The organism is Corynebacterium sp. 21KM1197, from assembly GCF_033783015.1.
GTDB lineage: Bacteria > Actinomycetota > Actinomycetes > Mycobacteriales > Mycobacteriaceae > Corynebacterium.
Window position 1 is genome coordinate 1,076,661 of record NZ_CP123907.1, and the last position, 22,846, is coordinate 1,099,506.

A 22,846-nucleotide genomic window follows, 5' to 3' on the forward strand; every position below is an offset into this window, starting at 1 on the left:
ACGAGCCTTTTTTGTGGAGAGTTTGATCCTGGCTCAGGACGAACGCTGGCGGCGTGCTTAACACATGCAAGTCGAACGGAAAGGCCCCTTCGGGGGTACTCGAGTGGCGAACGGGTGAGTAACACGTGGGTGATCTGCCCTCAACTTCGGGATAAGCTTGGGAAACTGGGTCTAATACCGGATAGGACCCCTCTTTAGTGTGAGGGGTGGAAAGTTTTTTCGGTTGGGGATGAGCTCGCGGCCTATCAGCTTGTTGGTGGGGTAATGGCCTACCAAGGCGTCGACGGGTAGCCGGCCTGAGAGGGTGTACGGCCACATTGGGACTGAGATACGGCCCAGACTCCTACGGGAGGCAGCAGTGGGGAATATTGCACAATGGGCGCAAGCCTGATGCAGCGACGCCGCGTGGGGGATGAAGGCCTTCGGGTTGTAAACTCCTTTCGCTACCGACGAAGCCCTTTGGGGTGACGGTAGGTGGAGAAGAAGCACCGGCTAACTACGTGCCAGCAGCCGCGGTAATACGTAGGGTGCGAGCGTTGTCCGGATTTACTGGGCGTAAAGAGCTCGTAGGTGGTTTGTCGCGTCGTCTGTGAAATTCCGGGGCTTAACTCCGGGCGTGCAGGCGATACGGGCATAACTTGAGTGCTGTAGGGGTAACTGGAATTCCTGGTGTAGCGGTGGAATGCGCAGATATCAGGAGGAACACCGATGGCGAAGGCAGGTTACTGGGCAGTTACTGACGCTGAGGAGCGAAAGCATGGGTAGCGAACAGGATTAGATACCCTGGTAGTCCATGCTGTAAACGGTGGGCGCTAGGTGTGAGCCTCTTCCACGGGGTTTGTGCCGTAGCTAACGCATTAAGCGCCCCGCCTGGGGAGTACGGCCGCAAGGCTAAAACTCAAAGGAATTGACGGGGGCCCGCACAAGCGGCGGAGCATGTGGATTAATTCGATGCAACGCGAAGAACCTTACCTGGGCTTGACATACACCGGACCGGCGCAGAGATGCGTTTTCCCTTTGTGGCTGGTGTACAGGTGGTGCATGGTTGTCGTCAGCTCGTGTCGTGAGATGTTGGGTTAAGTCCCGCAACGAGCGCAACCCTTGTCTTATGTTGCCAGCACGTGGTGGTGGGGACTCATGAGAGACTGCCGGGGTTAACTCGGAGGAAGGTGGGGATGACGTCAAATCATCATGCCCCTTATGTCCAGGGCTTCACACATGCTACAATGGTCGGTACAGTAGGTTGCGATACCGTGAGGTGGAGCTAATCCTTGTAAAGTCGGCCTTAGTTCGGATTGGGGTCTGCAACTCGACCCCATGAAGTCGGAGTCGCTAGTAATCGCAGATCAGCAACGCTGCGGTGAATACGTTCCCGGGCCTTGTACACACCGCCCGTCACGTCATGAAAGTTGGTAACACCCGAAAACCATGGCCTAACCCTTATGGGAGGGAGTGGTTGAAGGTGGGATTGGCGATTGGGACGAAGTCGTAACAAGGTAGCCGTACCGGAAGGTGCGGCTGGATCACCTCCTTTCTATGGAGTTTTTGTTTTTGGAATCTGGGTGGAGGCACGCCTTTTTTTGTTGTGGGTGGGTGTGGTGGACATGGTTGTTTGGTTGTGTGTTGGTGCGTTGTTGGGTGTCTGGCGCAGCATGTTTGTTGTGTCTTGTGCCCCACTAGCCGGATGGTAGGCCTGTGTGTTTGCTGTTGTGGTGGTGGGGGTGTGTTGTGTGAGAACTGTATAGTGGACGTGAGCATCTTTATTTTTCTGTGTGTTGTGTTTTTGTTGCTTGTAAGGGCGCATGGTGGATGCCTTGGCATGCTGAGCCGATGAAGGACGTGGAAGGCCGCGATAGGCCTCGGGGAGTTGTCAATCGAGCGTTGATCCGAGGGTGTCCGAATGGGGAAACCTGGCCAGTGTCATTGCTGGTTACCCACTGCTGAATGTATAGGTGGTGTGGGGGTTTACGCGGGGAAGTGAAACATCTCAGTACCCGTAGGAGAAGAAAACAATTGTGATTCCGCTAGTAGTGGCGAGCGAACGTGGATTTTTGGCTAAACCTGGTGCGTGTGATACCTGGCAGGGGTTGCGTGTTAGGGGTTGTGGGATGCATGCGTGTCGTATCTGCCTAGTGCGACGCAGAACATCATTGATTAGCGGAAGTGGTTTGGAATGGCCTGCCGGAGTGGGTGAGAGTCCCGTACGTGAAGGTTGGTGGTGTTGTGTGGTGTGTGTTCCCGAGTAGCAGCGGGCTCGTGGAATCTGCTGTGAATCTGCCGGGACCACCCGGTAAGCCTGAATACTCAGTGTGACCGATAGCGGATAGTACCGTGAGGGAATGGTGAAAAGTACCCCGGGAGGGGAGTGAAATAGTGCCTGAAACCGTGTGTCTACAATCCGTCAGAGCCTTTTTGTGGGGTGATGGCGTGCCTTTTGAAGAATGAGCCTGCGAGTCAGCGGCATGTCGCGAGGTTAACCCGTGTGGGGTAGTCGTAGCGAAAGCGAATCCTAATGGGGTGTTGTTAGTGGCATGTTCTGGACCCGAAGCGGGGTGATCTACCCATGGCCAGTGTGAAGCAGCTGTAAGAGGTTGTGGAGGCGCGAACCCACGTAGGTTGAAAACTGCGGGGATGAGCTGTGGGTAGGGGTGAAAGGCTAATCAAACTCCGTGATAGCTGGTTCTCCCCGAAATGCATTTAGGTGCAGCGTCACATAAGCTTGCTGGAGGTAGAGCTACTGGTTGGTTGAGCGGGACTATCATCTTAGCAATGTCAGCCAAACTCCGAATGCTGGTTTAAGTGTTGTGTGGCAGTGAGACTGTGGGGGATAAGCTCCATTGGTCGAGAGGGAAACAGCCCAGATCGTCGGCTAAGGCCCCTAAGGGTGTGCTAAGTGGAAAAGGATGTGGGATCGCGAAGACAGCCAGGAGGTTGGCTTAGAAGCAGCCATCCTTGAAAGAGTGCGTAATAGCTCACTGGTCGAGTGGTTCTGCGCCGACAATGTAGTGGGGCTTAAGTACACCGCCGAAGCCGCGGCAAACATTTTTGTTTGGGTAGGGGAGCGTCGTGCATGTGTGGAAGCATGGGGGTGACCCTGTGTGGAGTGTGTGCGAGTGAGAATGCAGGCATGAGTAACGTTTGGCAAGTGAGAATCTTGTCCGCCGTATAACTAAGGGTTCCTGGGTCAAGTTCGTCTTCCCAGGGTGAGTCGGGGCCTAAGGCGAGGCCGACAGGCGTAGTCGATGGATAACCGGTTGATATTCCGGTACCCGTGTGTGTGCGAAAAGTGGTGAATCGGTGATACTAACCGCCCACCGGCATGCTGTTAATCTCTTTGAGGTTGTGGTGTTGTTGGTGCGTGGGGCCTGAGCTGGTAGTAGCCAAGTGATGGGGTGACGCAGGGAGGTAGCTGGGCCACTTATTGGATTGTGGTGTAAGCGTGTGGCACAGGGTATTGGTAAATCCGTATCTGTTTGTGTGAGGCGTGATGCGTAGCCCTTTTTTGGGTGATGTTGGTGATCCTGTACTGTCGAGAAAAGCCTCTAGCGAGTGCATGTGCGGCCCGTACCCTAAACCGACACTGGTGGTTTGGTAGAGTATACTAAGGCGTTCGGGTGAACTGTGGTTAAGGAATTCGGCAAATTGTCCCCGTAACTTCGGGAGAAGGGGACCCCTACGTGTTGCATCATCTTTGCGGTGGTGTGGTGTGTGGGGGCGCAGAGGATAGAGGGAAGCGACTGTTTATTAAAAACACAGGTCCGTGCGAAGACGTGAAGTTGATGTATACGGACTGACGCCTGCCCGGTGCTGGAAGGTTAAGAGGACCTGTTAGAGCTTTTGTGTTCGAAGCGGAGAATTTAAGCCCCAGTAAACGGCGGTGGTAACTATAACCATCCTAAGGTAGCGAAATTCCTTGTCGGGTAAGTTCCGACCTGCACGAATGGCGTAACGACTTCCCTGCTGTCTCAACCACAGGCCCGGTGAAATTGCAGTACGAGTAAAGATGCTCGTTACGCGCGGCAGGACGAAAAGACCCCGGGACCTTCACTATAGCTTGGTATTGTTGTTTGGTTCGGTTTGTGTAGGATAGGTGGGAGACTGTGAGGCATTCACGCTAGTGGGTGTGGAGTCGTTGGTGAAATACCACTCTGGTCGGATTGAGCATCTTAACCTTGGCCCATGATCTGGGTTGGGGACAGTGCCTGGTGGGTAGTTTAACTGGGGCGGTTGCCTCCTAAATGGTAACGGAGGCGCCCAAAGGTTCCCTCAGCTTGGTTGGTAATCAGGTGTTGAGTGTAAGTGTATAAGGGAGCTTGACTGTGAGAGTGACGGCTCGAGCAGGGACGAAAGTCGGGACTAGTGATCCGGCACCTACTTGTGGTTGTGGTGTCGCTCAACGGATAAAAGGTACCCCGGGGATAACAGGCTGATCTTCCCCAAGAGTCCATATCGACGGGATGGTTTGGCACCTCGATGTCGGCTCGTCGCATCCTGGGGCTGGAGTAGGTCCCAAGGGTTGGGCTGTTCGCCCATTAAAGCGGCACGCGAGCTGGGTTTAGAACGTCGTGAGACAGTTCGGTCTCTATCCGCCGCGCGCGTGGAAACTTGAAGAAGGCTGACCCTAGTACGAGAGGACCGGGTTGGACGTACCTCTGGTGTGCCAGTTATTCTGCCAAGGGTAGGGCTGGTTGGCTACGTACGGGAGGGATAACCGCTGAAAGCATCTAAGCGGGAAGCCTGTTTTGAGATGAGGTTTCGTGTGAGGTTCCCTGTAGATGATGGGGTTGATAGGCTAGGTCTGTAAGCCATGTGAGTGGTGTGGTGACTGGTACTAATTGGCCGAAGTTTTAACAAAAAACATGCGTTGTGTAACGAGCACACAGTTTGTGTGGTGTTTGCGTCTGCTGTGCAGTGTCTGGCATGACACGCCCCTGTGGGGTGGTTGGTTGTGTTGGTGGTTGATGGTGGTGGGGAAACGCCCGGTCCCTTTTCGAACCCGGTAGCTAAGCCCATTTCATGCTGATGGTACTGCATTCGTTGGGGTGTGGGAGAGTAGGTTGCCGCCAACACTAAAAATTTAATGTTGTGGGAGGGGTTTGTGCACCGTTGTTGGGTGGGCAGGCCCCTCCCACACGCATATACAGGTACAGTCAGATACGTGGAAAGGCAGCACATGAATCGGGAGCGTCGGCATTCTCAGCGCGCTGGAAGCCGTAATCGGACTAATCCTCAGCGCCAGGGGTTCCGTGAGGAGCGGGCCAAGAATCGTGAAGATGAGCCGACCCTGCCCGAGGATATTAACGTCCGCGATCTCGATCCCATGGTGTTGCAAGACCTGCGGGTGCTCTCCAAGCAGAACGCGGAGAGCGTCGCCAAGCACATGATCATGGCGGCCACCCTCATGGATGAGGACCCGGAGCTTGCCCTGCGCCATGCCCGCGCGGCCAAGAACCGTGCGGGGCGCGTCGCGGTGGCCCGGGAGACCAATGGCATTGCCGCATATCGCGCGGGGGAGTGGAAGGAAGCGCTCTCGGAGTTGCGGGCGGCACGTCGCATGAGCGGTGGCCCGGGCCTCTTGGCGTTGATGGCGGACTGCGAGCGTGGCCTTGGTCGCCCGAATAAGGCTCTGGATATTGGTCGCTCGGAGGAGGCGGCGCAGTTGGACAAGGAATCCGCTATCGAGCTGGGAATTGTCCTGGCCGGGGCGCGGCAGGACCTGGAGCAGTATGACGCCGCCGTTCTGACGTTGGAGCGCCTGGAGCCCTCGATGACGGACACGGGCCTCACGGCCCTGCGTCTGGCCTATGCCTATGCCGATGCCCTGGAGGCGGCGGGCCGGAAAGAGGAGGCGCGTCCCTGGTTTGAGCGGGTGGCGGCCGTGGACGAGGAGGGCTTCTTTGATGCCCAGGAGCGCTTAGAACAATGATGCTGGATAAGCATGACGCGCTGCTTTTTGATCTCGATGGCACCGTGTGGCACGGGGATACCCCGATCCCGGAGGCCGTCGAGGCCTTGCGCGGCCTCGATCCCATCTATTTGACGAATAATGCCTCCAAGTCCCCGGCGGAGGTGCAGAAGAAACTGCGCGGCATGGGGCTGCCCACCGGAACGGTGCTGACCTCCGCGCAGGCGGCGATTGGTCTGGCCGTAGAACTGGAACCGGGCGCGCGGGTATTGATCCTCGGGGCACCGTCCTTCCGGGACTTGGCGCGGGAGGCGGGCCTGCGGGTCGTCGATAGTGCGGATGAGGAACCCCAGGTGGTGCTGCACGGACACGACCCGGAAACTGGCTGGGCGCAGCTTTCTGAGGCCGCCTTGGCTATTCGGCGCGGGGCGCGATACATCGCCTCCAATCGGGATACCTCGTTGCCCTCGGAGCGGGGTTTGTTGGTGGGCAATGGCTCGATGGTGGCGGCGGTGGAGTCGGCCACCGGGATACGGGCGATCGCGGCCGGGAAACCGGAGACGCGCATGTTTGAGCAGGCCGCGCGGCACGCCAAGAGCCCCCTGGTGATCGGGGATCGCCTGGATACCGATATTGCAGGGGGCAACGCGGCGGGCATGGCCACGCTGCACGTGCTCACCGGGGTTTCGGGCGTATCCGATCTCCTGGCCGCCCCGCCGGAGCAGCGCCCCACCTATGTGGCGGAGGATATGAGTGCCTTGCACAGCGACGCCAACCTGCGTCCGGGACCTCGGGAAGGTGCCACTGCCTACCGCCAGGGTGACGTTGTGGTGGTAGAAGGCGAAACCGCCCATCAGCGCCTCCTGGCGGCCCTGCCGGTGGCGTGGGAGGGGCCGTTCTCGGAGATCAGGGGACTATGACCCCGGAGGAATTGCAGGGGGAACTGCACGAGGCATTGCGCCAACCCGCCGCTACCCTGGAGGCGGAGGCCGATATTTTGGAGCGGGCTCATGAGATTTTGCAGGGCGCTCTGAAGGGAAAGGAAGGCTAATGCGCAGGAGGTTGGACGCGGAACTTGTGCGCCGCAAGATCGCGCGCTCGCGGGAGCAGGCGGTGGAGATGATTCGCTCCGGCCGCGTGGTGGTGGGGGGATTCCCTGCGCACAAACCGGCCACCGTGGTGGAGGAGGGAGCCTCCATTCGCGTGGAGGGGAGCGAGGAGGATACCTGGGCCTCGCGCGGGGCGCACAAACTCATCGGGGCCCTGGATGCCTTTGGCGTGGACCCCACCGGAAAGCGCGTACTTGATGCGGGAGCCTCCACGGGGGGATTCACCGACGTGCTGCTGCGCCGGGGCGCGCGCGAGGTGGTGGCCGTGGACGTGGGATACGGGCAACTAATCTGGCGGCTGCAAAACGATCCCAGGGTGCGGGTGCATGACCGCACCAACGTGCGCTCCCTAACACCCGAGCAGATCGGCGGCCCCTGCGAGATGATGGTGGGCGATCTCTCCTTTATCTCTCTGCGCCTGGTGCTTCCGGCCCTGGCGCAGTGCGTCACCGGCGATCTCTTTCCCATGGTCAAGCCGCAGTTTGAGGTGGGCAAGGAGCGCCTGGGCAGCGGCGGGGTGGTGCGCAGCGCGGCCCTGCGGGCGGAGGTAACCGAGCAGGTGGCCCGGGAGGCGCAGGAATTGGGGCTGGGTCTGCGGCAGGTGGTGGCCTCGCCGCTGCCGGGCCCGCAGGGCAACGTGGAGTTCTTCCTATGGCTGACCAAGGGGGCTCCCCCGGCGAAGAACGTGACGGAGATGGTGGCGCAAGCCGTAGCGGAAGGGCCGCAATAATGCGTGAGGTAGTGCTGGTTCCCCCGATGGGCAATAACGCCGAGGCCGCGCAGCGCGCGGCGGAGCTGCTTTCCACGGGAAATATCAGGGTGCGGTCCCCCCGCGCGGGAGTGAGCGCGGACGTGGAGCTGGTGCTGGTTCTCGGCGGCGATGGCACGTTTTTGCGCGCCGCCGACCTGGCCCATGAGGCGGATGTGCCGGTCTTGGGCATCAACCTCGGGCACGTGGGATTCCTGGCGGAGTGGGAGGCCGAATCCCTAGAGGAGGCCGTGGGGAAGGTGATCGACCGCGACTATCGGGTGGAGGATCGCATGACCATCGACGCCACCGTGCTCTCCGAATCGCTCGCCCCCATCGCCCACGGCTGGGCGCTCAACGAGGTGAGCATTGAGAACGTGCACCGCCACGGGGTGTTGGACGCCAGCCTAGAGGTGGACGGCCGCCCGGTGAGTTCCTTTGGCTGCGATGGCATCCTGATCTCCACCCCCACGGGGTCCACGGCCTATGCCTTTTCCGCCGGGGGGCCGGTGCTGTGGCCGGAACTGGACGCGATCCTGGTGGTGCCCAATAACGCCCACGCGCTTTTTACCAAGCCCCTGGTGATGAGTCCCCATTCCACGGCGGCGGTGGAATCGCTGTCCTCGGCGCGGGTGGTCATGGACGGGTTCCGCGAGGTCACCATGCCCGCTGGCTCACGGGTGGAGGTGGCGCGCGGGGCGCGCCCCGTGCGCTGGGTGCGGCTGGATGATTCCCCCTTTGCGGATCGGCTGGTATCCAAATTAGATCTTCCGGTGCAGGGCTGGCGTGGTAGGAAGGATAACCATGCTGGCTGAACTGACCATCGAAAATCTCGGCGTGATTCCGCGCGCCACCACGGAACTCAGTCCCGGCCTGACGGTGCTCACGGGTGAGACGGGAGCGGGTAAAACAATGGTGGTCACCGGGTTGCGCCTGCTCACGGGGGGTCGGGCGGATGCCTCCCGAATCCGCAACGGCGCCAAGAAGGCCGTGGTGGAGGGGCGTTTTATCGCGGGCGCGGAGGGCGCGGCCGTGGTGGAGGAGGCCGGAGGGGAACCGGATGAGAACGGGGAGTTCATCGCCTCGCGCACCGTCTCCGGCAGCCGCTCCCGTGCTCATCTGGGCGGGCGTTCCGTTCCGGCGGCCACGCTCACGGCCTTTACCCAAGGATTACTGACCATCCACGGGCAGAACGATCAGTTGCGCCTGCGCGCCCCCGAACAGCAGCGGGAGGCCCTGGACAGGTACGCGCACATCGACCTTGGGGACTATCACCGCGCCTATCAGAGGTGGAAAGAACTAGAACGCGATCTGCGCAGGCGCACGCAGTCGCGCCGCGAGTTGGCGCAGGAATCGGATCGCCTGCAATTTGCGCTCAAGGAGATTGACGCCGTGGACCCCCAGCCGGGGGAGGAGGCGGAATTGCTGGCCCTGGTGCGTCGCTTGCAGGACGTCGATAGCCTGCGCGAGCAGGCCACCCTGGCGCTGGCGGCTATCGACGGCGCGGAGGCCTTCGGGGAGACGGACGAATCCGACCCCGCCTCCACGCTCCTGGGGCGCGCCGCGAGCGCGCTGACCGGCGACCCCGTTCTGGAGGAACTGGGGGAGCGTCTTTCCGGGATTACCGCGGCGCTGGGAGAGATCACGGCGGAATTGGGGGCCTTTCTCTCCGAGTTGCCCACCGATCCCGAGGCGCTAGAGACAGCCTTGCAGCGTCAGTATCAGTTGAAGTCGCTCACCCGGAAGTACGCCCCGGACATTGAGGGGGTGATCGCCTGGCAGGATAAGGCCCGGGAGAGGCTTTCCCGCATGGATACCTCCATGGAGGCGTTGGAGGAATTGAAAAAGAGCACCCGCGAGGCATACGAGGCGGTGCTTGAGGAGGGCAAAAAGATCAGCGCGGTGCGATACCGGGCGGCGCGCAACCTCGGCCGGAACGTCTCCACCGAACTGCACGGTTTGGCCATGCCCAAGGCGCAACTCATCGTGGACATTCGCACCGGGGAGCCCGGCCCCCAGGGGCTGGATGAGGTGGCGCTCTTTCTGGCCGCCAACCCGGAGGCCCCGCCTCGCCCCTTGGACGCCGCGGCCTCCGGCGGTGAGTTGTCCCGCGTGATGTTGGCCCTTGAGGTGGTGCTGGCGGGGGTATCGCCGGGCACCACCCTGGTATTCGATGAGGTCGATGCCGGCGTGGGCGGGCGCGCGGCGATGGAAATTGGGCGTCGATTAGCCCGCCTGGCGCAGCACAATCAGGTGATCGCGGTGACCCACCTGCCCCAGGTCGCGGCCTACGCCGATACCCACCTGCACGTGGCCAAGGACGATACCGTTACCTCCGGGGTGGAAACGCTCACCGGGCAGCGGCGAGTGGAGGAACTCGCGCGTATGCTCGCCGGGCTGGTGGACGCCACGGGCCTGGCGCACGCGGCGGAACTATTGGAACGAGCACAGGAATTTTCCCGCGCGCCTTCACCACTTGAGGGCGGCAACGCGCAATGATGTGACGCATGAGTCTGTTCTCCCGCAAAGACGATCTCCCCGGTCAGCACGGGGTAGTGCGCGATTGCACCCCCCAGGGCAAGGGCCTCAAGCGCTTCTCCCCGGGGGACATCGCGGTGATCGATGCCTCGGACATCTCGCGCCGCCTTGCGCAGGACCTCATCGACCTTCAGCCCTCCGTGGTCATCAATAAGGCCGCCTTTAGCACCGGGGCCGTGCCCAACTTTGGCCCCACCATGCTGCTGGACGCCTCCATCACCCTGATTGATTCCGCCGGTTCCCTGGGCGGCTTGCGCGATGGTAAAAAAGCTCGGGTATCGGATGAGGGCGGGATCTACCACGGGGACAAGCACCTTGGCGATGGCCACGTGGTCACCCGCGCGGAGGCGGAAAAGTCCTTCAACGAGGCTCAGCAATCCCTGGTGGAGCGCATGGAGGCCTACTTTGGCAACACCGTGGAGTTCCTGAACACGGAGGCCCCGCTTCTGGTGGACGGGCTGGGTATTCCCGATACCGGCGAGGAGATTCGCGGGCGCAAGACCCTGGTGGTCAGCCCCGGTGCGCGCCATCGGGAGCAGATCGAGGCGCTGCGCTACTTCATCCGCGAGTACGAGCCGTACATCGTGGGTGTGGAGGGCGCGGCCGATACCCTGGTGGAGATGGGATACCGCCCGCACCTCATCGTGGGCAATCCCGTGAACGTGGGAGCGGAGACGCTGCGCAGCGGCGCGCGGGTGGTGCTGCCCGCCGATGCCGATGGCCACGCCTCCGGTCTGGAGCGCATCCAGGACCTGGGCATCGGCGCGATGACCTTCCCCGCGGCCACGGATTCCGCCACTGACCTTGCCCTGCTCCTGGTGGAGTACCACGGCGCGGAGTTGATCGTGAACGCCGGTGCGCCGCTGAGCCTGGACGGCATGTTTGCCGGGAAGCACAACCCTGCGGCCCTGGTCACGCGGGCCAAGGTGGGCACCAAGTTGGTGGACGCCGAGGCCGTGGCGAACCTCTACATCGTGCCCGCCAGCGGGGGAATCGCCTGGCTGTGGGCGATCCTCGGCGTGCTCGTGGCGTGCGCGGCCATCGTGCTGATCGCGGGCATGGGCGGGGCGGGGACCTTTAGCGATAACCTCATCGACACCTGGAATAACCTGGCGCTGACCGTCCAGGGCTGGTTTAAGGAGTAACGCATGGCAAAGGCAGGACTGGTTATTGCGGGGCTGGGCTTTGGCGTGGCCCTGGGGTCCGCCCTGGGCGCCTATGTGCTCGCCCCGGTGGATCACACGGACGATAAGGCGGTGGCGGCCGCGGAAGCCGATGCCCAGCGCAGCGCGGAAGAGGCGCGAGCGTCCAACGATGTGGTGGGGTCCCTCGCGCCCGCCGCGTTGGCAGGTTCCCTGGACCAGCGCCCCGTGCTCATCTTCGCCACCAACGACGCTGCGGAGCGGGCCGTGGCGGTGCGGGATTGGCTGAATCAAGCGGGGGCTATCGACGCCGGTCAGATCAATCTGGAGTCCCGGTTCACGGATCAGGAGGGGGCGGATAGCCTCAAGACCATCGTGACCAACACGCTCCCGGCCGGGGCACAACTCTCCGAGAACAGCCTCGATCCCGGCACCCACGCCGGCGAGGCACTGGGCTCGGCGCTCATGCTCAACCCGGAAACGGGCGAGCCGCAGTCCACCGTGGACGAGCGTGCCGATCTGCTCACCGCTTTGCGCGACGCGGGCTTCCTTTCCTACGCCAGCGGCACGATTCTTCCCGCCCAGGGGATCGTGGTGCTCAGCGGGCACGAGGAGGGCTTTGCGGAACACAGCCTGGAAAGCTTCGCCGCAGCACTGCACACGCGCGGCAATGCGGTGACTCGCGCCTCCGACCCGGATAGCGTGTCTGAGCAGGTCAGCGTGGTATTGAGGCTGCGCGATATGTTAAGCTGAAACTCCGTGAAAACGGCCACCAAATACATTTTTGTCACCGGGGGCGTCGTCTCCTCTCTGGGGAAGGGCCTGACGGCCGCCAGCCTGGGACAACTCCTCACTGCCCGCGGGCTTTCGGTCACCATGCAGAAGCTGGATCCGTACCTCAACGTCGATCCGGGCACGATGAATCCCTTTGAACACGGTGAGGTCTTTGTCACCGAGGACGGCGCGGAGACGGACCTCGACCTGGGGCACTACGAGCGCTTCCTGGACCGGGCCCTGACCGCCAAGGCGAACGTGACCACCGGCAAGGTGTACTCCACGGTGATTGCTAAGGAACGCCGGGGGGAATACCTGGGTAAGACCGTGCAGGTGATCCCGCACATCACCGATGAGATCAAGTCCCGAATCCTGGCGATGGGCGAGGACGCCGACGTGGTGATCTCCGAGATCGGCGGCACGGTGGGCGATATTGAATCCCAGCCCTTCCTGGAGGCCGTGCGGCAGGTACGCCACGAGGTGGGCCGGGAGAACATCTTTTTCATTCACGTATCCCTGGTGCCGTACCTGGCCCCCTCCGGGGAGCTAAAGACCAAGCCCACGCAGCACTCCGTGGCGGAGTTGCGCTCCATCGGTATCGTCCCGGACGCCCTGGTCCTGCGCTGCGATAGGGAGGTTCCGGCCCCCCTGAAGCGCAAGATCGCGCTGATGTGCGACGTGGAGGAGGAGGGCGTGATCTCGTGCGCGGATTCCGCCTCCATCTACAACATTCCCGAGGTGCTCTACCGCGAGCACCTGGATACCTTCCTGATTCGCCGCCTGGGTCTGCCCTTCCGGGACGTCGATTGGAGTTCCTGGGCCGATCTGCTTGACCGCGTGCACAATCCGCGCGGCGAGGTCACCGTGGGGATCGTCGGAAAGTATATCGACCTGCCGGACGCCTACCTTTCCGTGGTGGAAGCTGTGCGCGCGGCGGCCTTTGCTCATCACCTGCGCGCCAAGATCGTATGGATCTCCGCGGAGGACCTGTCCGCCCTGGAACAGTGCGATGGGGTGGTGATTCCCGGCGGCTTTGGCGCGCGGGGCATCGAGGGCAAGATCGCCGCCGTGCGCTACGCCCGGGAGAATAAACTGCCGCTGCTGGGTATCTGCCTGGGCCTGCAATGCGTGGTGATCGAGGCCGCTCGCAGCGTGGGCATTGAGGCCTCCTCCACGGAGTTTGATCCCGATACGCCCTTCCCGGTGATCTCCACGATGGCGGAGCAGGAGGCGGCTGTGGCGGGCACCGCAGACCTGGGCGGCACCATGCGCCTGGGGGCCTACCCGGCGCGTTTGCAGGAGGGTTCCGTGGTGGCCGGACTGTATGGCGCCACGGAGGTATCCGAGCGACACCGGCACCGCTTTGAGGTCAATAACGCCTACCGCGAGGAGATCGAGAAGTCCGGGCTGGTATTCTCCGGCACCTCCCCGGACGGTAACCTCGTGGAGTTCGTGGAATATCCCGACCACCCCTTCCTGGTGGCCACGCAGGCACACCCGGAATATAAGTCTCGCCCCACAAAGGCACACCCGCTGTTTGAAGGACTCATCGCGGCATGTATGAAGTAACCGAATCCACGCTGCTTATCGACGCCCCGATCATCGCCGTGCGCCGCGACGCCGTGACCATGCCCGGTGGGCGCAGCGCCAACCGGGAGATCGTGGAGCACTTCGGTGCGGTGGCCGTGGTGGCCCGCGACGGTGAGAACATCGCCCTCGTGCAGCAATACCGGCATGCCGTGGGACGGCGATTGTGGGAACTACCCGCAGGTCTGCTCGACGTGCCCGGGGAGGACGCGCTTTCGGCCGCCCGCCGCGAACTCATGGAGGAGACGGGATTGCGCGCGGAGAAGTGGGCCATGCTCCTTGACGTTGCCACTAGTCCGGGCTTTAGCGATGAGGTCACGCGCGTGTACCTGGCCGCGGATCTTAGCCCCACGGATCGGCCCGAGCCCCAGGACGAGGAGGCCGATATGCGGCTGGCCTGGGTGAGCCTGGCGGAGGCCAAAGCAATGGTGCTGCGCGGGGAGATCATCAACTCGATCGCGGTGGCCGGTATCTTTGCCGCCGCCGAAGGAACCACGCGCCCCACGGATATCCCCTTTGATCTGCGGCCGCAGGCCCTGGCGAGGAGGCGCGATGGATCTGGCGCAGACCTGGCTTAACCACCTGGCGGTGGAGCGTGGGCTAAGCCAGAACACGCTGAGCAATTATCGGCGTGATGTGCAGCGCTACCTGGATTGGCTGGATAAACCCCTGTCCGAGGTGACCAAGACGGATGTGGAGGCCTACGTGGCCGATCTTCAGCGCGGCGGACTTTCCACGGCGTCCGCGGGGAGGGCCCTGGTGGTGGCCCGAGGCCTGCACCGCTTTGGGGTAGAGGAAGGCGTGCTGGACGTGGATGTGGCCAGGGAGGTCTCTCCGCCGGCCACCGGGCAGCACCTGCCGGATACCTGGACGATCGAGGAGGTGGGAAAACTCCTCGACTCTATCCCGCATGAGACTCCGGTGGATCTGCGGGATCGGGCGTTGCTGGAATTGCTTTATGCCACGGGTGCGCGCATCTCCGAGGTGGTGGCCCTGGACGTAGACGATATAGACGAGATGCTGGTGCTCACCGGCAAGGGTTCTAAACAACGCATGGTGCCCGTGGGGGGCGTGGCCCTGCGCGCGGTGGAGGCATACCTGGTGCGAGGCCGTGCGGCTTTTCAACCGCGCGTCCATGCGCTGCTGCTGAACCGGCGCGGTGGGCGGTTATCGCGCCAGAGCAGTTGGGCGGTGCTCAAAGGGCGCGCGGAAGCCGCGGGGATGAAGAAGCATATTTCCCCGCATACCCTGCGGCATAGCTTTGCCACGCACCTCCTCGAAGGCGGTGCGGACGTGCGCGTGGTGCAGGAACTCCTCGGTCATTCCTCCGTGACTACCACTCAGATTTACACCCACGTCACCGCGGATAGCCTGCGGTCTGCCTGGCGGCAAGCGCACCCTCGCGCCTAGCCTTTCGCCACTGGGCTATGCTGCGCGCCCAGCGGGCACCGGGAGCGGAAAGCGGGCCGCTGGGGGCGCTGACCTGCCAGCGACCGTTGGGCAGTATCCACACGATGATTCCGGTGGACTCATCGAGCAGGTAGCGCACGATGCCATCGGTTTTCATGTTGTGGTGGTGCTGGCAGAGGGAAGCGAGATTCCCGGCGGAGGTGGGGCCGCCATCCTCCCAATTCACCCGGTGGTCTAGTTGGCAGGCGCGGGCTTGGCAACCGGGGAAGCGGCAGCGCCCATCGCGGCCCTGGACGTATCGCTTGAGGGCGGCGGTGGCGTTGTGGGCGCGGGTGGATTCGCGCCTGGCCTGAGTGGGGCGGGCCTGATTCTTCCAGAATCCCTCGCGGTGGGTGGGGAGCCAATCTGCCGTGGCGCTCGACCAGACGGGGGCGTTTTCGATGTCCGTGGCCTGATAGAGATTCACCGTGACCGTGGTGGTGATGCTGCCCCGGAGGAGGCCGGTGAAGGCCTCCACGGGGGAACAACCGGTGGTGGAGGTGACGTTGGTGATGGCCTTTTCCACCCACATGCCAAGATCCTTGGGCAGGTAGGCGGTGATCCGGGTGCCCTCGTTGAGCATGTGCTCGATGCTGAAGTCTCCGGGATCGGCGGCTGTGGGGAAGCCGAGGAGTTCATCGAGGATACGGCGCAGGCGCTTCCTGATTTCCGTGGTGGTGGGCATGGCCTGCGCCGGTGCGGTAGGGGTGAGCAGGGAGGTGAGGGCGGCGTCGATAAGCGGGTAGTGCTCGGGCGAGGCTATGAGGAGCTCGTTGCCGATGGCGGTGATTCGTTCCCTGTCCAAGTGGAAGAGCTGGTTTTGGAGGGCGTGCAGGCGGGGGAGTCTGCGCAGGGTGTAGATGCCTACGAAAAGTGAATCCCGGAGCGTGGAGGGTGCCTTGCCGGTGGAGCGGCTGAGGGTGCTGAGCGCTATGCGGGTGTCCTGATCCTCCGGCGGGAGTAGGTCCTCCCAGAGGAGGTATTCCTCCTTGCGGATGCGTGCGTAGGCGCGGGCTACTGGGTCGGTGTGATCGCAGGTAGAGAAGTAATACTCCATGATGGTCCCCCTAGTCTTTGCTTCCCATTCTAACCAAGCCCATGTATTAGGTCAAGTGTTCGATTTTCGGCAGTGTTTGAGCAGGTTGAATGTGAAATTAGGAACTGGTGTTCTATCTATAGGTCAAGTCCATGGACTTGTTTCTGTATCGCCGAGGTAAAGCCTGTACTCTTTAGATCAGAAATGACACGTGTGTAGTTTCCGGTCGAGGAAGTGGGTATGACTGTGGGTGATGTTGAGTCCGTTGGGCTGACTGGTCGGCCGTTGCGTGACTTGCCCGAACCTGCCCCCCTGGAAAGTCACGGCCCCGCCACCATCGTGGCCATGTGTAACCAAAAGGGGGGCGTGGGAAAAACCACCTCCACCATCAACCTCGGGGCGTGCCTGGCGGAATTGGGGCGCAAGGTTCTCCTGGTAGACCTTGATCCCCAGGGGGCGCTATCGGCTGGGCTGGGCGTGGCGCACGAGGAACTAGACGTCACGGTCTATAACCTCCTGGTGGATAATCGCTCCAGTATCCACAGCGCCCTGCACCGCACCAGCGTGCCGGGGCTGGACCTGGTACCGGCCAATATTGATCTCTCCGCCGCGGAGATCCAGCTGGTTAATGAGGTGGGCCGGGAGCAGACCCTAGCCCGTGTGCTGCGCCCGGTGATGAAGGAATATGACTTCATCATCCTGGATTGCCAGCCCTCCCTGGGCCTGCTCACCGTCAATGCCCTGGCCTGCGCACATGGGGTAATTATTCCGATGGAGTGCGAGTATTTCTCCCTGCGCGGCCTGGCCCTGCTGACCGATACCGTGGAAAAGGTGCGCGATCGCCTCAACTTCGATCTGGACATCATGGGGATCCTGGTCACTATGTTCGACCGGCGCACCAGTCACGCCCGCGAGGTGATGTCGCGCGTGGTGGAGGTATTTGGGGACAAGGTGTTTGATTCCGTGATTACCCGCACGGTGCGCTTCCCGGAAACCTCGGTGGCGGGCGAGCCGATCATTTCCTGGGCACCGCGCTCCCAGGGGGCGGAGCAGTATCGGGATCTGGCCAAGGAGGTCATTGAGCGGGCGTGAGCGAGTTCCGCGTGGCCCTAGATAACTTTGAGGGCCCCTTTGATCTTTTGCTCCAGCTCATCTCCTCCAAGAAGTTGAACGTTACTGAGGTGGCCCTGGCGGAGGTCACCGATGAGTTCATCGCCTATACCCGCGCGCTGGGCGAGCAGGCGGAGTTGGAGGAGACCACCGAGTTCCTGGTGGTGGCCGCCACCCTCCTGGATCTCAAGGCCGCGCGCCTGGTGCCCCGGGGTGAAGTGGACGATGAGGCGGATATGGAATTGCTCTCCGCTAGGGATCTGCTTTTTGCTCGTCTCTTGCAGTATCGGGCCTATAAAAAGGTGGCCGATCTGCTGGGCCAATGGCAGCGGGCGGCACAGCGCCGGTATCCGAGGGCGGTGGCGATGGAGGAACGCTTTGCCCAGTTGCTGCCTCCGGTGACCCTGCCGGAAAAAGAGCGCTTTGCGGAGATCGCCGCCGGGGTGTTTAGGCCTAAGCCCCCCGAGGAGGTGGGCACGGATCACCTGCACCAGGTGGCGGTCTCCGTGCCGGAGCAGGCGGGGCGGATCATGGATATGCTGCGCATAGCGGGGGTGGAGCGGTGGCTGACCTTCGCGGTGCTCACGGGTGATTGCGGGGTATCCATGCAGGTGGTGGGGCGCTTCCTGGCGCTGCTGGAGTTGTATAAGGCCAAGGCGGTGGAGGTCCATCAACCAGACCCCCTGGGGGAATTGAGCGTGTCCTGGACGGGCCTGGACGTGGACCCCGCGGTGGTGGCCGCAGCTAATTGGGATTAGCCGTATCGTGGTGCGCATGGCAGCGATTATTGATGTGGAGCAGTGCGCGAGTTTACGCGGCAAGGCGGTATTGCTCTATGCCACCAGGAATCCCGGCGAGGCGATTCCCGGTTCCCTGGTGATGGACGCGCAGGATCAAGTAGACGATCCCCGGGAATACTTTGAGCGCGTGGGCGTGAGCGACGATACCCCGGTGGTGATATACGGGGAATTAGCGGCCTATGTGTGGTGGCTGGCCAAGGTGGCGGGCCTCAATAACGTGGCCGTGCTCGACGGAGGCATGGCGGCCTGGGTGGCCTCGGGGCGGAAGCCGGGAGAACTAGGGCAGCCGAAGCGACGCGGCACGATCAAGGCGGAGGTGGCCTGGGAGAGGATCGCGGAAAGGCCTGAGTCCGATGGTTACGTGACCACGGTGGAGGTGGACGATCCCGAGGCCCTAGTGAACGCGGAGGGCTACTATTCCGAGGATCCGCGCGCGGAAATAGAGAAGCGCGCGGGGGACGCGCGGGCGTTGATCTTTAGCGGGGAGCATGCCTGCGTGGGGGCGCTGGCCGCCACGGTGGCGGGGTACGGGGACGTGCGGGTGCTGCTGTGAACGAGGTGCGTTCGCAGATCGAGTCCATCCTGCTGGTGGTGGATTCCCCGGTGACTCCCACGGCCCTGGCCCGCGCGGTGGAGGCGGAGGAAAGCGTGGTCCTGGATACCCTGCGGGCTATCGCTGCGGAGTTCAACGAGCGAGGCTCGGGATTTGATCTGCGGGAGAACGCCGAGGGCTGGCGGCTTTATACCCGGCAGGCCAACGCCCCGGCGGTGGAGGCGTTCGTGCTCGATGGCACGCAGACGCGCCTCTCGCGCGCGGCGCTGGAAACCCTCGCGGTGGTGGCGTATCGCCAGCCGGTGACCAGGGCACAGGTCTCCGCAGTGCGCGGGGTGAACGTCGATGGCGTGATGCGCACCCTGCAACTGCGCGGGCTCATCAAGGAGGCGGAGGCCCCCTATACCTATGCCACCACGGACTTGTTCCTGGAACTCATGGGCATGGACTCGCTGGATCGCCTGCCGGATCTCGCCCCGCTCTTACCGGAACTCGATCATATTGATGAGGAGTATTCGGGGTAGTATGACGGGCGCACAGTAAGCACATCAGGAAGGACGCATCTGTGAAGGACGAGCCCATCGAGCTCTCTTTTGCCCGCCCCGCGCGGCACCAAAACGTGAGCCTCAACGAGCGCCGCGAGAATCCCTCGGCGGGCGGAGTTCGCCTTCAAAAGGTCCTCGCCCAGGCCGGGGTGGCCTCGCGGCGGCACTCGGAGATCCTGATCGACGCCGGGCGCGTGGAGGTCAATGGCAAGGTCGTGGACCGCCAGGGCATGCGCGTGGACCCCAACGTGGACATCATTCGCGTCGATGGCGTGCGCGTGAACGTCAATGAGGACACCGTGTACTTTGTGCTGAACAAGCCGCGCGGAATGCAGTCCACCATGCACGATGACATGGGTCGCCCCTGCATCGGAGACATCGTGGGCGAGCGCGTGGCCGCAGGCAAGCGGCTCTTCCACGTGGGCCGCCTGGACGCGGACACGGAGGGCCTGATCATGCTCACCAACGATGGGGAACTGGCCAATCGCCTCATGCACCCCAAGTATGAGATCGCCAAGACGTACATGGCCACCGTGCTGGGCGAGGCGGATCGCGCCCTGATTTCTTCTTTGCGCAAGGGCATGGAGCTTGACGACGGTCCCGCCAAGGTGGACTACGCCCAGGTGATCGACACGCACAACGGCCAATCCATCATTCGGGTGGAATTGCACGAGGGACGCAAGCACATCGTGCGTCGATTGCTTAAGGCGGCGGGCTACCCGGTGCAGCGCCTGGTGCGCACCAAGATCCACACGGTGCAACTGGGCGAGCAAAAGCCCGGCTCCATGCGCGCGCTCAATAGCTCGGAATTGACCAGTCTGTATAAGGCGGTGGGAATGTGAATGCCTTGATCGTGGCCGTGGACGGCCCGGCGGGAACCGGAAAATCCAGCACGTGCCGCGCGCTCGCGGAGCGCCTGGATGCCAAGTATGTGGACACCGGGGCCATGTACCGCGTGGCCACCTGGGCCGTGCTGGAGGCCGGAGTGGATCCGCAGGATACCGAGGCGGTGGTGAGAATCACCGCGCAGCTGCCCACGGAGTTCGATGAGGAGGCCATTCGCGGCCCCGAGGTGACCAAGCACGTCTCGGCGGTCTCTGCGATTCCCGAGGTGCGCCGCAACCTCGTGGAGTTGCAGCGCAGGATCGCCACGGAGGCGGGCCGCGCGATCGTCGAGGGCCGGGACATCGGCACCGTGGTCTTTCCCGAGGCCCCGGTGAAGATCTACCTCACGGCGGACGCGGAGGTGCGCGCGCGGCGTCGATACGAGCAGGACCTCGCTGCTGGCCGTGAGGCGGACTTCGAGGCGGTGCTGGCGGACGTGCAGCGCCGCGACGAGGCCGATTCCACGCGGGAGGATTCCCCGCTGCGCCCCGCCGAGGATGCCATCGTGGTGGACACCTCCGAGATGAGCCTGGACGAGGTGATTGATAACCTGACGGGCCTGATCCTGGATAGTGAAATGGCCCTGGAATACGAGGAGGATCACGAGAAGGAGGCCCTGTGCACGGTGGCCATCGTGGGCCGCCCGAACGTGGGCAAGTCCTCCCTGGTCAATCGCTTCCTGGGGCGCCGCGAGGCCGTGGTGGAGGATACCCCCGGCGTGACGCGCGACCGCGTGAGTTACCTCTCGGACTGGGCCGGGCAGCGCTTCTGGGTGCAGGATACCGGCGGCTGGGACCCCAACGTTAAGGGGATTCACGCCGCGATCGCCCGCCAGGCCGAGGCCGCGATGGAGACGGCGGACGTGATCGTGCTCGTGGTGGACTCCAAGGTGGGTATCACCGCCACCGATGAGATCATGGCGCGGCGGTTGCAGCGCTCCACGGTGCCGGTGATCCTGGTGGCCAATAAGTTTGACTCGGACGCCCAGTATGCGGACGTCGCGGAGCTGTACTCCCTGGGTCTGGGCGATCCGTACCCGGTCTCCGCGCAGCATGGACGCGGCGGCGCGGACGTGCTGGACAAGATCATCGCCTCCTTCCCGGAGGAGCCCCGGGCGGCGTCGATAGTCTCCGGGCCGCGCCGGGTGGCCCTGGTGGGGCGGCCCAACGTGGGCAAGTCCTCCCTGCTCAACAAGTTCAGCGGCGAGGAGCGCTCGGTGGTGGACAACGTGGCCGGAACCACCGTGGATCCCGTGGATTCCCTGGTGCAGTTGGATCAGCACCTGTGGAAGTTCGTGGACACCGCGGGCCTGCGCAAGAAGGTGAAAAATGCGCAGGGCCACGAGTATTACGCCTCCCTGCGCACCCGGGGCGTGATCGACGCCGCCGAGGTGTGCGTCATGCTTATCGACGCCTCCGAGCCCATCTCCGAGCAGGATCAGCGCGTGCTGGGCATGGTGCTCGACGCGGGCAAGGCCCTGGTGATCGGCATGAATAAGTGGGACCTCATGGACGAAGACCGCCGCTGGGAGCTGGATCGGGAACTGGACCTGCAACTCGCGCACCTGCCCTGGGTGAGCCGCATCAATATCTCGGCCAAGACGGGGCGCGCCTTGCAGAAGCTGGAGCCCGCCATGCTGGAGGCCCTGGAGAGCTGGGACCAGCGTATTTCCACTGGGCGTTTGAATAACTGGCTGCGCGAGACCATCGCCAAGAACCCGCCGCCGATGAAGAACAACCGCCTGCCCAAGGTGCTCTTTGCCACCCAGGCCAGCACCCGCCCACCCACCATCGTGCTCTTTACCACCGGCTTCCTCGACGCCGGGTATCGCCGCTACCTAGAGCGCAAGTTGCGCGAGGAGTTCGGTTTTCACGGCAGTCCGGTGCGCATCGCGGTGCGCGTGCGGGAGAGGACGAAGGCGTCGCAGCGGTAGGGCAGCGAGACGGTATCGCCTGGGCCGTATCCAGAGTGCTCGTAGAGGTACCACTCTAGGTTGGCCTCCACCCGTCGCCGGATGTGCGCGGGGGAGCGCAGCCAGTAGGAGCGGGTGCGGGCCAGGGCGATGATCTCCGGGGGCGTGAGGGGATCTACCCAGGTGGTGCGCAGTTCCTCCGCGATGATCCAGGGGGAGGCCACGGGGGGAAGAAAGCCGGGGCGCAGCACGTCGCCGGCGTGCATGATCCGGCTCAAACGGAGCACCCAGGGGTCGGAGACGTCCAGGGTGTTCCAGGCCAGAAGTACGTGTCCGCCGGGGCGAATGATCCGGTCGAGTTCCGCGCAGGCCTGCTCGGTGTCCACCCAGTGCCAGGTCTGGGCGCAGGCGGCGGCGTCTACGGAGTTATCGGCCAGGCCGGTGTGCTCCGCCGTGGCCCGCCAGGCCGGGGCGTGGTGGGCCGCCAGGTGAATCATCTCCGCGCTGGGATCGAGCGCGAACACCTCGTGGTATCGGGCCAGCGCGGCGGTGAGTTTTCCGGTTCCCGCCCCGATGTCCACCACGGTGTGCGCCCCGCGCAGCAGGGCGATGATTTCTTCCGGGTAGCCGGGGCGGGCGTCGTGGTACGCCCGCGCGCCGGTCTCAAAGGCGCGCGCGGCGGCTCGGCGCTGCTGGGGGGTGCGGAAGTGCGGCTGCTCCGCCCTGGAGGGATACACGGATTAGGATGGTACC

The 22,846-nt window shown here is 63.1% G+C and carries 18 protein-coding genes, 3 rRNA genes and 1 pseudogene; 20 read left to right on the top strand and 2 right to left on the bottom strand.

The annotated features are described in order from the left end of the window. Window positions 1-10: 10 nt before the first annotated feature. The 14 genes and pseudogenes from OLW90_RS05240 to xerD all read left to right on the top strand — a co-directional run bounded on the left by OLW90_RS05240 (window position 11) and on the right by xerD (window position 15,213). Window positions 11-1,534: ribosomal RNA gene (locus tag OLW90_RS05240) — 16S ribosomal RNA — on the top strand. A 249-nt stretch (window positions 1,535-1,783) separates the two neighbouring features. Further along, a 23S ribosomal RNA gene (locus tag OLW90_RS05245) occupies window positions 1,784-4,856 on the top strand. Between the two features lie 94 nt (window positions 4,857-4,950). Beyond that, window positions 4,951-5,069: ribosomal RNA gene (rrf, locus tag OLW90_RS05250) — 5S ribosomal RNA — on the top strand. The 16S, 23S and 5S rRNA genes sit together here, the layout of an rRNA operon. An 86-nt stretch (window positions 5,070-5,155) precedes the next feature. Further along, window positions 5,156-5,926 (top strand): annotated as a pseudogene (locus OLW90_RS05255) (hypothetical protein); the annotation flags it as partial. Beyond that, window positions 5,923-6,825 carry an HAD-IIA family hydrolase gene (locus OLW90_RS05260; RefSeq protein ID WP_319651693.1) on the top strand — a complete coding sequence of 301 codons (903 nt, stop codon included), beginning with the start codon at window positions 5,923-5,925 and terminating at the stop codon, window positions 6,823-6,825. The pseudogene OLW90_RS05255 and the gene OLW90_RS05260, both read left to right, overlap by 4 nt. Beyond that, on the top strand, window positions 6,822-6,956 hold the full coding sequence (locus OLW90_RS05265; protein WP_319651694.1) for a hypothetical protein: 135 nt from the start codon (window positions 6,822-6,824) through the stop codon (window positions 6,954-6,956). The genes OLW90_RS05260 and OLW90_RS05265 overlap by 4 nt, the downstream gene beginning before the upstream one ends. Beyond that, window positions 6,956-7,744, top strand: a complete 789-nt coding sequence (locus tag OLW90_RS05270; RefSeq protein WP_319651695.1) for a TlyA family RNA methyltransferase — start codon at window positions 6,956-6,958, stop codon at window positions 7,742-7,744. Before OLW90_RS05265 ends, OLW90_RS05270 begins: the two co-directional genes overlap by 1 nt. Continuing rightward, window positions 7,744-8,577, top strand: a complete 834-nt coding sequence (locus OLW90_RS05275; protein ID WP_319651696.1) for an NAD kinase — start codon at window positions 7,744-7,746, stop codon at window positions 8,575-8,577. The genes OLW90_RS05270 and OLW90_RS05275 overlap by 1 nt, the downstream gene beginning before the upstream one ends. Continuing rightward, window positions 8,567-10,261 (top strand): DNA repair protein RecN, encoded by a 1,695-nt coding sequence (gene recN, locus OLW90_RS05280; RefSeq protein ID WP_319651697.1) that lies wholly within the window; start codon window positions 8,567-8,569, stop codon window positions 10,259-10,261. Before OLW90_RS05275 ends, recN begins: the two co-directional genes overlap by 11 nt. Window positions 10,262-10,269: 8 nt before the next feature. Further along, window positions 10,270-11,445 (top strand): putative cytokinetic ring protein SteA, encoded by a 1,176-nt coding sequence (gene steA / locus OLW90_RS05285; RefSeq protein ID WP_319651698.1) that lies wholly within the window; start codon window positions 10,270-10,272, stop codon window positions 11,443-11,445. Between the two features lie 3 nt (window positions 11,446-11,448). Further along, window positions 11,449-12,195, top strand: coding sequence for a copper transporter (locus OLW90_RS05290; RefSeq protein WP_319651699.1), 747 nt, complete (start codon window positions 11,449-11,451; stop codon window positions 12,193-12,195). Window positions 12,196-12,201: 6 nt separating this feature from the next. Continuing rightward, window positions 12,202-13,785: a CTP synthase gene (locus OLW90_RS05295; protein ID WP_319651700.1), complete on the top strand. Its 1,584-nt coding sequence runs from the start codon at window positions 12,202-12,204 to the stop codon at window positions 13,783-13,785. Further along, window positions 13,773-14,381, top strand: coding sequence for an NUDIX hydrolase (locus tag OLW90_RS05300; protein ID WP_319651701.1), 609 nt, complete (start codon window positions 13,773-13,775; stop codon window positions 14,379-14,381). Before OLW90_RS05295 ends, OLW90_RS05300 begins: the two co-directional genes overlap by 13 nt. Continuing rightward, window positions 14,356-15,213 carry a site-specific tyrosine recombinase XerD gene (xerD, locus tag OLW90_RS05305; protein ID WP_319651702.1) on the top strand — a complete coding sequence of 286 codons (858 nt, stop codon included), beginning with the start codon at window positions 14,356-14,358 and terminating at the stop codon, window positions 15,211-15,213. Before OLW90_RS05300 ends, xerD begins: the two co-directional genes overlap by 26 nt. Here xerD and OLW90_RS05310 read toward each other — a convergent pair. After that, window positions 15,161-16,309: an HNH endonuclease signature motif containing protein gene (locus OLW90_RS05310; protein WP_319651703.1), complete on the bottom strand. Its 1,149-nt coding sequence runs from the start codon at window positions 16,307-16,309 to the stop codon at window positions 15,161-15,163. The two genes, xerD and OLW90_RS05310, sit on opposite strands and share 53 nt — an antisense overlap. Window positions 16,310-16,528: 219 nt before the next feature. On the opposite strand from OLW90_RS05310, the gene OLW90_RS05315 reads away from it, so the two are divergent. Genes OLW90_RS05315 through der form a run of 6 tightly spaced genes read left to right on the top strand, consistent with a single transcriptional unit; the run spans window position 16,529 to window position 22,114 of the window. Beyond that, a complete protein-coding gene (locus tag OLW90_RS05315) occupies window positions 16,529-17,380 on the top strand; it encodes a ParA family protein (protein WP_319651704.1) in 852 nt (283 codons plus the stop codon). Continuing rightward, window positions 17,377-18,156, top strand: a complete 780-nt coding sequence (locus tag OLW90_RS05320; protein WP_319651705.1) for a segregation and condensation protein A — start codon at window positions 17,377-17,379, stop codon at window positions 18,154-18,156. Before OLW90_RS05315 ends, OLW90_RS05320 begins: the two co-directional genes overlap by 4 nt. Before the next feature lie 16 nt (window positions 18,157-18,172). Continuing rightward, window positions 18,173-18,751: a sulfurtransferase gene (locus OLW90_RS05325; RefSeq protein WP_319651706.1), complete on the top strand. Its 579-nt coding sequence runs from the start codon at window positions 18,173-18,175 to the stop codon at window positions 18,749-18,751. Further along, window positions 18,748-19,275 carry an SMC-Scp complex subunit ScpB gene (gene scpB, locus OLW90_RS05330; protein ID WP_319651707.1) on the top strand — a complete coding sequence of 176 codons (528 nt, stop codon included), beginning with the start codon at window positions 18,748-18,750 and terminating at the stop codon, window positions 19,273-19,275. Before OLW90_RS05325 ends, scpB begins: the two co-directional genes overlap by 4 nt. A 41-nt stretch (window positions 19,276-19,316) precedes the next feature. Then, window positions 19,317-20,138 (top strand): pseudouridine synthase, encoded by an 822-nt coding sequence (locus OLW90_RS05335; RefSeq protein WP_319651708.1) that lies wholly within the window; start codon window positions 19,317-19,319, stop codon window positions 20,136-20,138. Further along, window positions 20,135-22,114 carry a ribosome biogenesis GTPase Der gene (der, locus tag OLW90_RS05340; RefSeq protein WP_319651709.1) on the top strand — a complete coding sequence of 660 codons (1,980 nt, stop codon included), beginning with the start codon at window positions 20,135-20,137 and terminating at the stop codon, window positions 22,112-22,114. The genes OLW90_RS05335 and der overlap by 4 nt, the downstream gene beginning before the upstream one ends. On the opposite strand, the gene OLW90_RS05345 is transcribed toward der, so the two are convergent. Next, entirely contained in the window at window positions 22,051-22,830 is a 780-nt protein-coding gene (locus OLW90_RS05345) for a class I SAM-dependent methyltransferase (protein ID WP_319651710.1), read from the bottom strand. The two genes, der and OLW90_RS05345, sit on opposite strands and share 64 nt — an antisense overlap. Between the last annotated feature and the right edge of the window lie 16 nt (window positions 22,831-22,846).

Coding starts and splice junctions, on each gene's coding strand:
- OLW90_RS05260 (WP_319651693.1), top strand. CDS start 5,923: ATGATGCTGGATAAGCATGACGCGCTGCTTTTTGATCTCGATGGCACC.
- OLW90_RS05265 (WP_319651694.1), top strand. CDS start 6,822: ATGACCCCGGAGGAATTGCAGGGGGAACTGCACGAGGCATTGCGCCAA.
- OLW90_RS05270 (WP_319651695.1), top strand. CDS start 6,956: ATGCGCAGGAGGTTGGACGCGGAACTTGTGCGCCGCAAGATCGCGCGC.
- OLW90_RS05275 (WP_319651696.1), top strand. CDS start 7,744: ATGCGTGAGGTAGTGCTGGTTCCCCCGATGGGCAATAACGCCGAGGCC.
- recN (WP_319651697.1), top strand. CDS start 8,567: ATGCTGGCTGAACTGACCATCGAAAATCTCGGCGTGATTCCGCGCGCC.
- steA (WP_319651698.1), top strand. CDS start 10,270: ATGAGTCTGTTCTCCCGCAAAGACGATCTCCCCGGTCAGCACGGGGTA.
- OLW90_RS05290 (WP_319651699.1), top strand. CDS start 11,449: ATGGCAAAGGCAGGACTGGTTATTGCGGGGCTGGGCTTTGGCGTGGCC.
- OLW90_RS05300 (WP_319651701.1), top strand. CDS start 13,773: ATGTATGAAGTAACCGAATCCACGCTGCTTATCGACGCCCCGATCATC.
- xerD (WP_319651702.1), top strand. CDS start 14,356: ATGGATCTGGCGCAGACCTGGCTTAACCACCTGGCGGTGGAGCGTGGG.
- OLW90_RS05310 (WP_319651703.1), bottom strand. CDS start 16,309: ATGGAGTATTACTTCTCTACCTGCGATCACACCGACCCAGTAGCCCGC.
- OLW90_RS05315 (WP_319651704.1), top strand. CDS start 16,529: ATGACTGTGGGTGATGTTGAGTCCGTTGGGCTGACTGGTCGGCCGTTG.
- OLW90_RS05325 (WP_319651706.1), top strand. CDS start 18,173: ATGGCAGCGATTATTGATGTGGAGCAGTGCGCGAGTTTACGCGGCAAG.